This window comes from Noviluteimonas gilva, from assembly GCF_009740395.1.
Taxonomy (GTDB): Bacteria; Pseudomonadota; Gammaproteobacteria; order Xanthomonadales; family Xanthomonadaceae; genus Noviluteimonas; species Noviluteimonas gilva.
This window is the reverse complement of the sequence record NZ_WOXT01000004.1, coordinates 121338-135418: the sequence shown is the minus strand read 5'-3', so window position 1 is coordinate 135418 and position 14081 is coordinate 121338. Positions and strand designations below refer to the sequence as shown.

The window sequence follows — 14081 nt, the reverse complement described above, 5'->3', positions numbered from 1 at the left end:
CGGCCCGGCGGATGCAGTCAGCGCAGCAGCGCCTCGACGGTCGCGGCCGGGTGCTTCATCCAGTGGTAGTGATCGGCTCGGACGTGCGGCGCGGCGACGTCGAGCGCGGCGATCTCCGGCTGCGCCTCCGGCATCTTCGCGAGCAAGGCCTGCAATGACGAGGCTGGCGCGAGCCAGTCGTGCGCCATGCGCACCGCGCGGATCGGCAGCGCGACGCGGGCCAGCGCGATCTCCAGGTCGACCGCAAGATCCGCCGCGGCATAGCGCCCGGTGAGCCCGCTGCGCGACCAATCGGCGATCACGCCGCGCGCTTCCTCGCCACCGAACCCGATGCGACGCCCCGGCAACTTGCCCGCCACGCCGGCAATGCCGTCGAGCAGGTGATACGCCATCGGCAACCACCAGCGCGTGGGCGACGGGAATGCGCGCCAGTTCGGCGTGCCGCTCGCGACCAACCACAACGCATTCGCGAACCCAGGCGCGAGACCGGCGCGCACGCAGGCCAGCTGGCCACCGAGACTGTGCCCACCGACGATGCGCGACACGCCGGGTAGCGCGTGTTCGACGGCGGCCTCGCTCGCGGGCAGGTCCGTCATCAACAATTCGCGATAGCTCCAGTCGGCGGTCCGCGACGCGCGCAGGCTGCTGCTGCCGAGCCCGCGCCAATCGGGCGCGAATACCGCGATGCCCTGCGCAGCGAGCGCTTCGGCGAACGGCATGTAATGGCGCGCGGCGATGCCCATGCCGCCGTGCCACAGCAAACTCGCGCGCGGCTTCGACGGAATGCGCGCGGACAATGCGAAGCGATGGCCGTCGTTCGCGACGACGGGCAGTTCCAGCGACCGCACTTTCATTGCGCGGCCCCGAAGTGATCGAGCACGACGATCTCGCTGCGTCCTGGGCGATAGCCAATGACCAGCGCGCGATGCACGTAATCGGAAGCAGCGATGCACGCCTCGCGCACCGTGTCGCCCAGCGCGATGCGCGCGGCGATGGCGGACGCCAGCGTGCAGCCCGTGCCGTGCGCTTCGAGCGCGAGGCGAGGGTGGGTGATCGTGTGCAGGCCCGTGTCGTCGACGAAAATATCGACGACATCGTTGCCACCGAGCAGATGGCCACCCTTCAACAACACCGCGTTGGCGCCGCTTGCGCGCAGCGCCTGGGCGGCACCGCGCATCGCGTCCACCGAGTCGATGCGCATGCCCAGCAACAATTCCGCTTCCGGCAGATTCGGCGTCGCGATCGTCGCGCGCGGCAGCAGGCGCGTGCGCATCGCATCGAGCGCGTCGTCGGCCAGCAGCTTCGCGCCGCTGGTGGCGACCATCACCGGATCGAGCACGACCGGCACGTCGGGATGTGCGCCGAGCAAATCAGCCACCGTCCGGATCACGTCCGCCGTCGCCAACATCCCCAACTTCACCACGCGCACGTCGAAATCATCGAAACACGCCTCGACCTGCGCACGCAGGAATGCAAGCTCCGGCACGTGCACGGCCGTCACCCCACGCGTGTGCTGGGCTGTCAGCGCGGCCAGCGCCGACAGCCCGTGCACGCGATGCGCGGCGAAGGTCTTCAGGTCCGCCTGGATGCCGGCGCCGCCGCCGGAGTCGGATCCGGCGATCGTGAGTGCGCTGATCGTCATGACTGCGTTCCCATGCCCAGCCGATGTCGATACAGCGCGTACCCGACGCCAACGACGCCCGTCAGCGTCGCCGGCACCAGCAGCGCATCCGTGGACATGCGCGCGAACAATACCGCGCCGAGCAAGCCCCCGAGGAGGAAACTCGCGATGATCAATCCGCACAACATCAAGCGACGCTTCTGCAGCGGCATACCGCGCAATGCATGCCCGAGCCCGATGCCCACGTCTGTGAACATGCCGCTCAGGTGCGTTGTGCGGACGACGGCGCCGCTGTAGGTCGTCGCCATCGCATTCTGCAAACCGCAGGCCATCGCGGCGAGTATCGCCCCCGTGGTTTCATGGCGCCGGAACATAACGGCGGAAGCGAACAGCAGCACCGATTCGAGCGCGAGGGCGACGCCGTAACGTCGTCCGAGCCGCAGCATCGCGTCCTGGATGATCATCCCGCTCAATGCCGCGCCGAGGACGAACGCAAGCGCAACCCCCGCAAGGTCCAGCGACGCGCGCAGGTCCATGGCCGCGATCGAGGCGCCGAGCAGCGTCGTCGTGCCGGTGAGATGCGTGATCGCCTGGTGTTCGAAGCCGAGAAAGCCCACCGCGTTGACCATGCCGGCAACGCAGGCGAGCGCGCCCGCGCCCACCCAGACCCATCGCGGTAGCTGCACGCCCATCTCGCCCGTCGCTTACAGCACTTCGGACGCGTAGTCCGCCAGGCGCGAACGCTCGCCGCGACGCAAGGTCACGTGCGCGCTGTGCGTCCAGCCCTTGAAGCGATCGACCGCGTACGTCAGGCCCGATGTCGTCTCCGTGAGGTAGGGCGTGTCGATCTGTTCGACGTTGCCCAAACACACGATCTTCGTCCCCGGACCGGCGCGCGTGATCAGCGTTTTCATCTGCTTCGGCGTGAGGTTCTGCGCCTCGTCCAGGATGAGGTAACGCGAGAGGAACGTGCGGCCGCGCATGAAGTTCAGCGAACGGATCTTGATGCGCGAGGCGAGCAGGTCGTTGGTCGCCGCGCGGCCCCAGCTGCCGCCTTCCTGGTTGTGCGTGAGCACTTCCAGGTTGTCGGTGAGCGCGCCCATCCACGGCGTCATCTTTTCTTCCTCGGTGCCCGGCAGGAAGCCGATGTCCTCGCCGACGCTGACCGTCGCGCGCGTCATGATGATTTCGCGGTAACGCTGCTGGTCCATCGTCTGCGCCAGGCCCGCGGCGAGCGCGAGGAGCGTCTTGCCCGTGCCGGCGGTGCCGAGCAGCGAGACGAAGTCGATGTCCGGATCCATCAACGCGTTGAGCGCGAAGTTCTGCTCGCGGTTGCGCGCCGCGATGCCCCACACGGCGTGCTGGTTGTGGCGATAGTCGTCGACGATCTGCAGCACGACCTTCGCGTCGTTCACCCGCGCGACCTTCATCTCCGCTTCTTCTTCGCCCGGCAGGAAGAGGAACTGGTTGGGATACCAATCGTCTTCGTCGCGGCGCGCGATCTCGTAGAACGTGCGGCCCTTCTCCGTCCACGACTTGAGTTCCTTGCCGTGGATCGACCAGAAATCCTCCGGCAGCTCGGTCGCGCCGGTGTAGAGCAGGCTGAAATCGTCGAGCGCGCGATCGTTTTCGTAATCCTCCGACACGATGCCCGCGATCGCCGCCTTGATCCGCAGGTTGATGTCCTTGGAAATGAACACCACCGGCGTGCCCGGTTCCTCCTCTTTCAACGCGAGGATCGCGCCGAGGATGTGGTTGTCCGGAATGACGGCGCCGAAGCGCTTGCCCGCGTCGAAGTTGGCGACCTGGAACCGCAGGCGCCCCGCGCTTTCCTTGCCGCGCAGTTGCAGGCCGGCCGGATTGGCCAGCGGAATGCCCGCGGCGATGTCCTTCACGCCCTGGGCTTCGATCAATTCATTGAGGAAGCGGCTGACCTGGCGCGCGTTGCGCGAGGGTTCGGAAGTGCCTTTCTTCGCGTTGTCCAGTTCTTCCATGACCTGCATCGGCAGGTACACGTCATGCTCCTCGAACTTGAACAGCGCGGTCGGGTCGTGCATCAGCACGTTGGTATCGAGCACATAGATCCGCGGGCTTCGGGTCATCAAGGCTTCCTGTGCGAGGTCAATGCATCGAGCACGGCCTGAGCATGGCCGGGGACTTTCACGCCGCGCCAGCTCTGCGCGACGCGGGACTCGGGATCGATGAGGAACGTGCTGCGCTCGATCCCGATGTACTTGCGACCGTAAAGCTGCTTCTCCTTGATCACCTCGAACGCGTTGCACAGCGTTTCGTCGGGATCGCTGACCAACTCGAACCCGAAGCCCTGCTTGTCGCAGAAGTTCTGGTGCGAGCGCGCGGAGTCGCGGGAGACGCCGAGGATGTCGGCGCCGAGCTTGCGGAATTTCGGGAGCAGGGCGGCGAAGTCGCGCCCTTCGGTCGTGCAGCCGGGCGTGTTGTCCTTCGGATAGAAGTACAACACCAGCCAGCGGCCGGCGTGGTCGGACAACGTGGCCTCGCGCGTGCCGTCCTTGCCCGCGAGCGCGAGGGGCGCATCGAGGACCTTGCGGGGCAGCGGTTTGGCGGTCGCCATCAGAACTTCATCGGGTCCATGATGGCGTCGAGGTTCAGGTGGTCGCAGAACTCGAGGAAGTCGTCGCGCAAGGCCGCGATGTGCATGTCCGACGGAATCCCGATGGTGACCTGCGCGGAGAACATGTCGGCGCCGGTCTGCATCGCACGGTAGCGCGAGCAGTGCAGGCTTTCGATGGTGATGCCCTGGCGGTCGAAGAAATCCGCCAGCTGGAAGAGGATGCCGGGCTTGTCGGCCGCGACCACTTCGACGATGTAGGGCAACAGGTTGGACTGCACCTGCTTGGGGCCGGTGCGATAGAACACGAGCTTGAGGCCTTCCTCGCGTTCGAGGCGCCCGAGCATGGTTTCGAGTTTGGCAACGGCGTCCCACGATCCGGTCGCGAGCGCCGTGACCGAGACATCGCGCCCCACGGTGCTCAGGCGCGCGTCGACGAGATTGCAGCCGCTGTCGGAAATGCGGCGGGTGACCGCGAGCAGGGGCGACTGCGGGTGCGTCGTGTACGCGTTGATGAGCAGGTGGTTCTCGTTCGGCGCAGGACGGGTGGGAGTTTCGGTCAAGGCGGCCTTCCGAGGTCTGAACGACGTCCCCGGGAATCCTCCGGGGCCGCAGCCAGCATACTTGCCGCTGGTTTCACGCCGCAAGTAAGATCGCGACGGGCGGCGACGCTTCCGCTCATCCGTTGCCGTGCAAAACACGCGCAATGCCGGAGGATTTCCGGCATCTTTGTCCACTTCACACACGAGCCCACCGTCTTGCGACCGACCGGCAGCATCACCGCGCTCGCCACGCCCTTCACCGGCAGCGGCGAACTCGACCTCGACGCCTGGCGTCGCCTTATCGATCCCCAGCTCGCCGGCGGCACGCAAGGCGTGGTGGTGGCCGGTTCGACGGGCGAAGCGGCGGCATTGTTCGACGTGGAATACGACGCGTTGCTGCGCAGTGCCGTCGAACACATCGCCGGGCGCATTCCGGTGCTCGCGGGCACCGGGCAATCGAACACCGCGAAGACGATCGAAGCCACGCGCCGCGCGAAAGCACTTGGTGCGGACGCAGCGCTCGTGGTCACGCCGCCGTACGTGCGTCCGACGCAAGCGGGCCTGATCGCGCATTACAACGCGGTCGCCGACGACGGCGCGCTGCCGATCGTCCTGTACAACGTGCCCGGCCGCACCGGCTGCGACATGCTGCCGGAAACCGTGGCCGCGCTCGCCGGACATCCGCGCATCGTCGCGTTGAAGGAAGCGCGCAGCGATGTCGAACGCATGGAAGCGCTGCTGCCGTTGCGCAGCGAGTCGTTCGCGCTCCTGAGCGGCGACGATCCCACCGCGTGCCGCGCGATGCTCGCCGGCGCCGATGGCGTCATTTCCGTCGCCTCCAACGTCCTGCCGGCGGCGTTCCGCCGGTTGTGCGACCTGGCGCGCAAGGGCGATCGCGCGGGCGCGCAAGCGCTCGACGCGCGCCTGCGCGAAGCCAACGATTTCCTCGGCGTCGAGCCCAATCCGATTCCCGTCAAGGCGCTGCTCGCGCAGATGGGCATCGGCCACGGGCTGCGCCTTCCGCTGTTACCTCTTTCCGCGACCCATGCCGTGCGTACGCCGGTCGTCGCCGCGGCCATCCTCGATATCGAAAACGCGATCCGCGACGCGCTCGCGGCCTGACAGGAGTTTCCCAATGCGCCTCACCCCCACGTTCCTTCGTTCGGTCGTCGCCGCCACGCTGCTGGTCGGCCTGCTCGGTGGCTGCCACTGGTTCAAGAAGGACAGCGAGTTGTACAAGGAAGAAGTCGCCGCGCGTCCGCTCGAAGTGCCGCCGGACCTCGACAAGCCGAACACCGATGCCGCCATGAAGATGCCGCCGACCGCTTCGGCCTCGGCGCCCGCACCGGTCGCCGGCGCAGGCACGACGCCGCTGGGCTTCACCGTTCCCGGCGAGCGCGACGCGATCTTCGCGAAGGTCGGCGACGCGCTCGGTGGCATCGCCGGCGTGACCATCGCCAGCCGGGCGCAGATCCTGGGCACCTACGACGTCGACTTCGAAGGTTCGAAGTTCCTGGTCCGCGTGACCAAGACCGATGCCGGCGTGTACGTCAGCGCGGTCGATCCGCGCGGCCTGCCCGCCTCGGGCGAGGCGCCGGTGAAGCTGATGGCGTCGCTGAAGACCGCGCTCGGCGGCTGATCGCACCGACATCGCTGCAAACGAAACGGGCGCCCCAGGCGCCCGTTTTTCATTTCTCCAGCAGCGGCAACTTGTCCGTCTTGCCTTCCCAGTCCTTGGCATCGGGCGGCGGGTCCTTGCGGACCGTGATCACCGGCCAGCCCTTCGCCAGCTCCGCGTTGATCTGCACGAACTGCTCCTGGCCCGCGGGGACGTCGTCCTCCGGGTAGATCGCGTTGACCGGGCACTCGGGCTCGCAAAGCGTGCAGTCGATGCACTCGTCGGGATCGATCACCAGGAAGTTCGGGCCCTCGTGGAAGCAGTCGACGGGGCACACCTCCACGCAGTCGGTGTATTTGCACTTGATGCAGTTTTCGGTGACGACGAAGGGCATGGGCGCGGGGCAACGGGCGATTGGAGGCGAAAGTGTAGCGGCTCGGCATCCATGAGGGCGTCCGACGCACGGTCACCCCGCAGTGCACAACGGCGTTACTGTTGGGCTCGGCCTGGGGGGCAGGCCGTTCACGCAAGGGGAAACACCATGAGTCATGAGCCCGGTTCACCGGATGCGTTCGCGCAGGCGATGCTCGAGCGTTCGCAGGATCCGTCGATCGCCGCCAGGCCCGAGAAGGGCATGCCGATGGAGATGCTGGCCGCCGCGTTGGTCGCGGTCATGCTCGCCGGTCTGGCATACGTCCTGGCGACCTGATCGGCGCTGATCGCGCGGGCCCGTCCCGCGCGGTCGGACCAAGCTCCCATCCAATGGGGGTAGGGGGCGTGTTCCCCCGAAAACCAGGTCGCGCAAACGAAAAACCCCTCGAACGCCTTGCATTCGAGGGGTTTGCGTTTGGTACTCCCAACGGGATTCGAACCCGTGTGTCCACCTTGAGAGGGTGGTGTCCTAGGCCTCTAGACGATGGGAGCGAAGGAGTTGCGAGGGCGGCTTTCCTTGCCGAAACAAGGCCCTGCGCGAAGATTGCTACTATACGGACCGCCGTGGCCGCAGGCAACGGAACGTCCTTCCATCGGCCCTGAATGTCCACCATCACCGTTTCCCCTCCTCCCGCCATCGCCGTGCATGCGCGCAGCATTCCGCGCGATGCGCACCCGATCTCGCGCAAGGACATCAGTCCGAACGCCTTGCGCGTGCTTTATCGCCTGCGTGAAGGCGGCTTCGGCGCGTTCCTCGTGGGCGGCGCCGTGCGCGACCTGCTCGTGGGCGGACATCCGAAGGATTTCGACGTCGCGACCGACGCCACGCCCGAACAGGTCAAGGCGCTGTTCCGCAATTGCCGCCTGATCGGTCGGCGCTTCCGGCTCGCGCACGTGGTCTACGGCCGCGAAATCATCGAAGTCGCGACCTTCCGCTCCAACGCCGACGACGGCAGCGGCGACCGCGAGACGCACGAAGGCGGCCGCCTGCTGCGCGACAACGTCTACGGCACGATCGAGGAAGACGCGATCCGCCGCGACTTCACCGCCAACGCGCTGTATTACGCGATCGAAGATTTCTCGGTGCGCGATTTCGTCGGCGGTTACGAGGATGTCGAAGCGCGCGTGCTGCGCCTGATCGGCGATCCGGAAACCCGTTATCGCGAAGACCCCGTGCGCATGCTGCGCGCGATTCGCCTGGCGGCGAAGCTCGACTTCACCATCGAAGCAGGGACCGCGGACCCGATTCCCGCGCTGGCGCCGCTGCTGCGCGAATCCGCGCCGGCGCGCCTGTTCGAAGAGTCGCTGAAGATGTTCCTCTCCGGCCATGCGGTCGCGAGTTTCGAACGCCTCGAAAAACACGGCCTGCTGCCGGTGTTGCTGCCCGAAACGGCGAAGGCGCTCGCCTCCAATCGCAGCGGCGCATTGCGTCGCATGTTGATCGAAGGCCTGCGCAGCACCGACCTGCGCGTGGCGAACGATGAACCGGTTTCGCCGGCCTTCCTCTTCGCCGTGCTGCTGTGGCCGGCGTATTGCCGCGACCTGATGCAGTTGCAGGCGCAGGGCGTGCATGCGGCCGAAGCGCAGCGTCGCGCGGCCGATCGCGTCACCCTGCACCAACTCAATACCGTCGCGTTGCCGCGCCGCTTCTCGCTGCCGATGCAGGAGATCTGGCTGTTGCAGTCGCGGTTCTCGCAGCGCCAGCGCAAGCGCGTGTTCCGCCTGTTGTCGCATCCGCGCTTCCGCGCTGCGTTCGACTTCCTGCAGCTGCGCCAGTTCGCCTCGCCGGAGCACGCCGAAGACATCGCGTTCTGGAAAGACGTGCAGACGCAGCCGGGCGAGATGGTCGCCGCGCAGCTCGAAGCGCAAGCCATCGAAGCGGCCGAAGGCGAGGCGCCGCGTCGTCGTCGCCGTCGCCGGCGTCCCACCAACGGCGGCGGCGCCACCGAGTGAGTGCCCGCGTGCAGGCCTGCGTCGGCCTCGGCGCCAACCTCGGCGATGCGGTCGCGGCGGTGCAGGGCGCCCTGCAGGCGCTCGACGCATTGCCGGACACGCGCGTGATCAGCGCCTCGCGCCTGTATCGCACGCCGGCCTGGGGCAAGACCGACCAGCCGGCGTTCGTGAACGCGGCCGCGCTGCTGGAAACCACCCTCGACGCACGCACGCTGCTCGACCAGATGCTGCAGATCGAACGCGACTGGGGACGCGACCGCGCCGGCGACGGCAGCGACCGCTGGGGCGCGCGCACGCTGGACCTGGACCTGTTGCTTTACGGCGATGCCGCCATCGACGAACCCGGCCTGCGCGTGCCGCACCCGCATCTCCACGAGCGCGCCTTCGCGCTGGTGCCCATGGTCGAAATCGCGCCCGACATCGTGATCCCGGGCCACGGCCGAGCCTCCGACATCGTCGCGGCGATGGTCACCGGCGAGATCCATGCCCTGTGACGTCCGTGCCCTCTGACATCCGTGCCTCGTAACATCCACGCCTCGTAACATCCGCGCCCTGGGCTGACGCGCTACGCTATCCGTCATGTATACGAGCACCGACGCAAAGCCCTGGACCGTGCCCATGCTGGCCGACGCGAAACGCGAAGGCCGCAAGCTCGTCATGCTCACCGCCTACGACGCGGGGTTCGCGCGCGTCATGGACGACAACGGCGTCGACCTGATCCTCGTCGGCGATTCGCTCGGCATGGTGGTGCAGGGACACGGCAGCACGCTGCCGGTCTCCGTCGACGACATCGCGTATCACGTGTCCTGCGTTTCGCGCGGATTGCAGCGTGCGCTGTTGATCGCCGACCTGCCGTTCGGCGCGGATGCCACGCCCGAGCGCGCACTCGATGCCTCGCTGAAGTTCCTGCAGGCCGGCGCGGCGATGGTCAAGCTCGAAGGCGCGGCGCACAAGCTCGATGTCATCCGCTTCCTCGTCGATCGCGAGATTCCGGTTTGCGCGCACCTTGGCCTGACGCCGCAATCGGTGCTGCGCCTGGGCGGCTACAAGGTGCAAGGCCGCGAAGACAAGGCCGCCAAGCAGATCTGCGAAGACGCTTTGGCCGTCGCGAAAGCGGGCGCAACGCTGCTCGTGCTCGAGTGCGTGCCGTCCTCGCTCGCCGCCGCGATCACGGTCGCGAGCCCGATTCCTACCATCGGCATCGGCGCCGGCGCCGCGTGCGATGGCCAGGTGCTCGTGCTGCACGATCTGCTCGGTGTGAACACCGGGCATCGTCGCCCGAAGTTCGTGAAGGACTTCCTCGCGCAAGGCGGTTCGATCGCGGGCGCCATCAAGGCTTTCGGCGACGACGTGCGCAGCGGCGCCTTCCCCGACGCCGCGCACGCCTACGAATGACGCTCGCGATCGCCACCGCGCTCGACGAGCTGCGGGCGCACGTCGGTGCGTGGAAACGCGCGGGCTTGCGCGTGGGTTTCGTACCGACGCTGGGCAACCTGCACGCGGGCCACTACTCGCTCGTCGAACTCGCGCGCAAACATGTCGATCGCGTGGTCGCGAGCGTGTTCGTGAATCCGACGCAGTTCGGCGCGAACGAAGACTTCTCCCGCTATCCGCGCACGCCCGACGCCGATGCCGCGGGTTTGTCCGCCGCCGGTTGCCACCTGTTGTGGATGCCCGAAGTGGCGACGATGTATCCGTTCGGCGCGGACAACGCTGTGCGCATCCGCGTGCCCGGCGTAACCGATGTGTTGGAAGGCGCGCATCGCCCCGGGCACTTCGATGGCGTTGCCACGGTGGTCGCGCGTCTGTTCCTGCAAGTGCAGCCCGATGTCGCCGTGTTCGGTCGCAAGGATTACCAGCAGTTGGCGGCGATCCGGTATCTGGTGAAGGACCTCGCGTTCCCGGTCGAGCTGCTCGCCGCCGACACGCTGCGCGAGCCCGACGGCCTCGCGATGAGTTCGCGCAACCAATACCTGTCGGCGGAAGAACGGCCGGTGGCGGCGACCATCCACCGCACCCTCCAGCGCATGCGGGAGGCGACGCTGGGCGGAACGCCGCGTTCCCAAATCGAGGACCAGGCGCGGGCGGCGCTGGCGGCGGCCGGCTTCGAGGTCGACTACGCCGTCGTGCGCACGCCGGAACTGCTTGAACCACAAGACATTCCCGGCCCGCGCGTGGCGCTGGTCGCCGCCCGCCTGGGTCGCACGCGCCTGATCGACAACCTCGAATTCTGAACGCCGGGTGGGCCGACGGCCCCCTTTGTTGCGGCGCGGAAAACCCCTATCTAGACTGCGCACCTTTCCCGGGCCCCACGCCCGGCCACTCGCGGAGCGCCGTTCCATGCAGCTCAACCTGCTCAAAGCCAAGATCCACCGCGCCACGGTCACGCACGCCGAGCTGCATTACGAAGGCTCGTGCGCGATCGACGGCCGCCTGCTCGACATCAGCGGCATCCGCGAGTACGAACAGATCCACATCTACAACGTCAACAACGGCATGCGGTTCGTGACCTACGCGATCCGCGGCGAAGAAGGCTCGGGCGTGATCTCGGTCAACGGCGCGGCCGCGCACTGCGCATCGCCCGGCGACCTGGTGATCATCTGCGCCTACGCCGCGATGGACGAGGCCGAAGCGGCGAAGTACAAGCCGACCTGCGTGTACGTCGACCGGCTCAACGCGCTGACGCACACCAATCACTCGATGCCGAAGCAGGCTGCGTGATACTGGGGCGCATGGACGCCAGCCCCTTCAAGCAGCACTTCGAAGCCCTGCGCGCGCACGCCGCGCGCCTGGGCGACACGCCGATCCGCGCGCTGGTACAGGCGCCGGGTCGCGCCACGGATCTCGCGTTCCGCGTCGGTCCGATCTACGCCAACTTCGCGCGCCAGCGTTACGACGACGCGGCGATCGACGCGTTGTTCGCGCTCGCCGATACGGCGCAATTCCCCGAATGCCTGCGCGACCTGTTCGACGGCAAGCGCGTCAATCCGACCGAAGACCGCGCCGCGCTGCATACGGCCTTGCGCAGCGCGTTGAGCGATGCGCCCATCGCCGTCGCCGCGCACGCCGAAGCGCAGACCGCGCTCGCGCGCATGCGCCGCGTGGTCGACACGCTGCAGGACACGCCGGTCACCGATGTGGTGAGCATCGGCATCGGCGGATCGGATCTCGGGCCGCGGCTGATCGTCGATGCGTTGAAGCCGCCGAAACCCGGCCGCTTCCGCGTCCATTTCATTTCCAACGTCGACGGCGCGGCCGCACAGCGCGTTCTCGCTGGTCTGGATCCGAAGCGCACCGCGGCGATCGTCGTGTCGAAAACCTTCGGCACGCAGGAAACGCTGCTCAACGGCGGCATCGTGCGCGAATGGCTCGGCGACGACACGCGCCTGCTCGCCGTCACCGCCAACGTGGCGCGCGCGGCGGAGTGGGGCATTCCCGAAGCACGCATCCTGCCGATGTGGGATTGGGTCGGCGGCCGATATTCGCTGTGGTCGGCGGTGGGGTTGCCGATCGGCCTGGCGCTGGGCATGCCGGCGTTCGAAGCCTTGCTTGCGGGCGCAGCGGAGATGGACGCGCACGTGTTGCACACCGCGCCGCGCGAAAACCTCGGCTACTGGCATGCACTGACGGCGGTGTGGAATCGCAACGCGCTCGGTTTCGCGTCGCAGGGCGTGTTCCCGTACGACGATCGCCTCAAGCTCTTGCCGGCACATCTGCAACAAGTGGTGATGGAAAGCCTCGGCAAGTCCGTGCGCCTGGATGGTTCACCCGTCGCCGAACGCACCGTGCCGGTGTGGTGGGGCGGGGCAGGCACCGACGTGCAGCACAGCTTCTTCCAGGCGCTGCACCAGGGCACCGACATCATCCCGGGCGATTTCGTCGGCACCGTGCAGGCCGATCATCCGCATCGCGAAAGCCACCGTGCGTTGTTCGCCAACCTGCTCGCGCAGACCGAAGCCTTCGCGAACGGCCAGGGCAACGACGATCCGCATCGTCGTTACGCAGGCAATCGACCCAGCACGATGCTGTTGCTCGATGCGCTGACGCCGCGTTCGCTCGGTGCGCTGGTCGCGCTGTACGAACACAGCGTGTACCTGCAATCGGTCGCGTGGAGCATCAACGCGTTCGACCAGTTCGGTGTCGAATTGGGCAAGCAGGTGGCCAGTGCGTTGCTGCCCGCGATGCGTGGACAGAAAGCGGAGATCGCCGATCCCGTGACGCAAGCCTTGCTCGACGAGATCCTGCGGGAGCGTTGATCAGCGCGCGGCGTGCTGCGCCAGCGCCCACTCGACGTGCTCGCGCACGACGGCGTCATCGATCTCCTTGCGCGATTCCAACGCAGCCATTACGTCAGGCGTTGTCGGCGCATTCCCCAGCGCCACCGCGATATTGCGCAACCACCGCCCATATCCGCTGCGGCGGATGGCGGAGCCTTCCGTGCGCTTGAGGAACTCGTCTTCCGTCCACGCGAACAACGCGGGCAACGTCGCCGTGTCCAAATCGTTGCGGGCACGAAAATCCGGTTCGTCGGTGCGGCGCGCGAACTTGTTCCAGGGACAGATCAGCTGACAGTCGTCGCACCCGAAGATGCGATTGCCCATCAGGGGCCGCAATTCGGGATCGATGCTGCCTTCATGCTCGATCGTGAGATACGAAATGCAGCGCCGCGCATCGAGCTGGTTGGGCGCGATGATCGCCTGCGTCGGGCAGATGTCGATGCAACGCCGGCACGTGCCGCAATGCGCGCTCGCCGGTGCGTCGACGGGCAGCGGGATGTCGACGAACACCTCGCCGAGGAAGAACCACGAGCCTGCATCGGAATCGATCAGGCAGGTGTTCTTGCCGATCCAGCCCAGGCCCGCGTTGCGTGCGAGCGCGCGTTCGAGCACCGGCGCCGAATCGACGAACACCCGATGCCCGAAGGGCCCCACGAGCGCGGCGATCCGATCGGCCAGCGTCTGCAAGCGATTGCGCATCAGCTTGTGATAGTCGCGACCCAACGCGTAACGCGCGACGTAGGCGCGCTCGCCGTGCGCGAGGGTGCGCCACGCTTCCGCGTCGTCCTGCGCGTAATCCAGCCCGACCGAGATCACCCGCACCGTGCCCGGGATCAACTCGGCGGGGCGCGAACGCTTGTCGCCGTGGCGCGCCATCCAGTCCATCGACCCGTAGAGGCCCTGCGTGAGCCAGTCCCGCAGGTAGCCCTCGTCTGCGGACAGGTCCACGCCTGCGATGCCCACGCGCTGGAAGCCGAGCTCGCGGGCGAGCGCACGGATCTGCGCCGCCAGGACATTGCCCTCGGGTGCAGGATGCGACGGCGTAGACGAA

The 14081-nt window shown here is 67.3% G+C and carries 16 protein-coding genes, 1 tRNA gene and 1 pseudogene; 9 read left to right on the top strand and 9 right to left on the bottom strand.

What is annotated here, in order from left to right; all coding sequences use genetic code 11:
• Positions 1-17: 17 nt before the first annotated feature.
• Genes GN331_RS12900 through GN331_RS12875 form a run of 6 tightly spaced genes read right to left on the bottom strand, consistent with a single transcriptional unit; the run spans position 18 to position 4771 of the window.
• Positions 18-854, bottom strand: a complete 837-nt coding sequence (locus tag GN331_RS12900) for an alpha/beta hydrolase family protein (protein ID WP_156642660.1) — start codon at positions 852-854, stop codon at positions 18-20.
• Entirely contained in the window at positions 851-1642 is a 792-nt protein-coding gene (thiD, locus tag GN331_RS12895) for a bifunctional hydroxymethylpyrimidine kinase/phosphomethylpyrimidine kinase (RefSeq protein WP_156642659.1), read from the bottom strand. Before thiD ends, GN331_RS12900 begins: the two co-directional genes overlap by 4 nt.
• Positions 1639-2313: a YoaK family protein gene (locus GN331_RS12890; protein ID WP_156642658.1), complete on the bottom strand. Its 675-nt coding sequence runs from the start codon at positions 2311-2313 to the stop codon at positions 1639-1641. The genes thiD and GN331_RS12890 overlap by 4 nt, the downstream gene beginning before the upstream one ends.
• 12 nt (positions 2314-2325) lie before the next feature.
• Positions 2326-3723 (bottom strand): PhoH family protein, encoded by a 1398-nt coding sequence (locus GN331_RS12885; protein WP_156642657.1) that lies wholly within the window; start codon positions 3721-3723, stop codon positions 2326-2328.
• Entirely contained in the window at positions 3723-4211 is a 489-nt protein-coding gene (locus GN331_RS12880) for a peroxiredoxin (protein WP_156642656.1), read from the bottom strand. The genes GN331_RS12885 and GN331_RS12880 overlap by 1 nt, the downstream gene beginning before the upstream one ends.
• Positions 4211-4771, bottom strand: a complete 561-nt coding sequence (locus tag GN331_RS12875) for a glycine cleavage system transcriptional repressor (protein ID WP_156642655.1) — start codon at positions 4769-4771, stop codon at positions 4211-4213. Before GN331_RS12875 ends, GN331_RS12880 begins: the two co-directional genes overlap by 1 nt.
• Positions 4772-4966: 195 nt before the next feature.
• Between GN331_RS12875 and dapA the strand changes: the two genes are divergently transcribed.
• The gene (gene dapA / locus GN331_RS12870; RefSeq protein WP_156642654.1) at positions 4967-5872 is read left to right on the top strand and encodes a 4-hydroxy-tetrahydrodipicolinate synthase; all 906 of its coding nucleotides are present in this window, start codon (positions 4967-4969) and stop codon (positions 5870-5872) included.
• A 13-nt stretch (positions 5873-5885) separates the two neighbouring features.
• Positions 5886-6389, top strand: coding sequence for a hypothetical protein (locus tag GN331_RS12865; protein WP_156642653.1), 504 nt, complete (start codon positions 5886-5888; stop codon positions 6387-6389).
• A gap of 49 nt (positions 6390-6438) precedes the next feature.
• Here GN331_RS12865 and fdxA read toward each other — a convergent pair whose 3' ends face one another.
• Positions 6439-6762 (bottom strand): ferredoxin FdxA, encoded by a 324-nt coding sequence (fdxA, locus tag GN331_RS12860; protein ID WP_156642652.1) that lies wholly within the window; start codon positions 6760-6762, stop codon positions 6439-6441.
• 147 nt (positions 6763-6909) lie between these two features.
• Between fdxA and GN331_RS12855 the strand changes: the two genes are divergently transcribed.
• Entirely contained in the window at positions 6910-7077 is a 168-nt protein-coding gene (locus tag GN331_RS12855; protein WP_156642651.1) for a hypothetical protein, read from the top strand.
• Positions 7078-7216: 139 nt separating this feature from the next.
• Here the strand turns inward: GN331_RS12855 and GN331_RS12850 are convergent.
• Positions 7217-7292 (bottom strand) — tRNA-Glu (locus GN331_RS12850).
• Positions 7293-7451: 159 nt separating this feature from the next.
• On the opposite strand from GN331_RS12850, the pseudogene pcnB reads away from it, so the two are divergent.
• From pcnB to pgi, 6 genes and pseudogenes are all read left to right on the top strand, one after another.
• Positions 7452-8753: pseudogene (gene pcnB / locus GN331_RS12845) on the top strand (polynucleotide adenylyltransferase PcnB); the annotation flags it as partial.
• Positions 8750-9247, top strand: a complete 498-nt coding sequence (gene folK, locus GN331_RS12840; RefSeq protein WP_197427153.1) for a 2-amino-4-hydroxy-6-hydroxymethyldihydropteridine diphosphokinase — start codon at positions 8750-8752, stop codon at positions 9245-9247. The pseudogene pcnB and the gene folK, both read left to right, overlap by 4 nt.
• 85 nt (positions 9248-9332) lie before the next feature.
• Positions 9333-10148 (top strand): 3-methyl-2-oxobutanoate hydroxymethyltransferase, encoded by an 816-nt coding sequence (panB, locus tag GN331_RS12835; protein WP_156642649.1) that lies wholly within the window; start codon positions 9333-9335, stop codon positions 10146-10148.
• A complete protein-coding gene (panC, locus tag GN331_RS12830; RefSeq protein WP_156642648.1) occupies positions 10145-10987 on the top strand; it encodes a pantoate--beta-alanine ligase in 843 nt (280 codons plus the stop codon). Before panB ends, panC begins: the two co-directional genes overlap by 4 nt.
• Positions 10988-11093: 106 nt before the next feature.
• Entirely contained in the window at positions 11094-11474 is a 381-nt protein-coding gene (panD, locus tag GN331_RS12825) for an aspartate 1-decarboxylase (protein ID WP_156642647.1), read from the top strand.
• Between the two features lie 11 nt (positions 11475-11485).
• Entirely contained in the window at positions 11486-13009 is a 1524-nt protein-coding gene (gene pgi / locus GN331_RS12820) for a glucose-6-phosphate isomerase (RefSeq protein WP_156642646.1), read from the top strand.
• Here the strand turns inward: pgi and queG are convergent, their stop codons facing one another.
• Complete coding sequence (gene queG / locus GN331_RS12815) at positions 13010-14041, bottom strand: tRNA epoxyqueuosine(34) reductase QueG (RefSeq protein ID WP_156642925.1); 1032 nt, start codon at positions 14039-14041, stop codon at positions 13010-13012. It abuts the gene before it with no gap.
• Between the last annotated feature and the right edge of the window lie 40 nt (positions 14042-14081).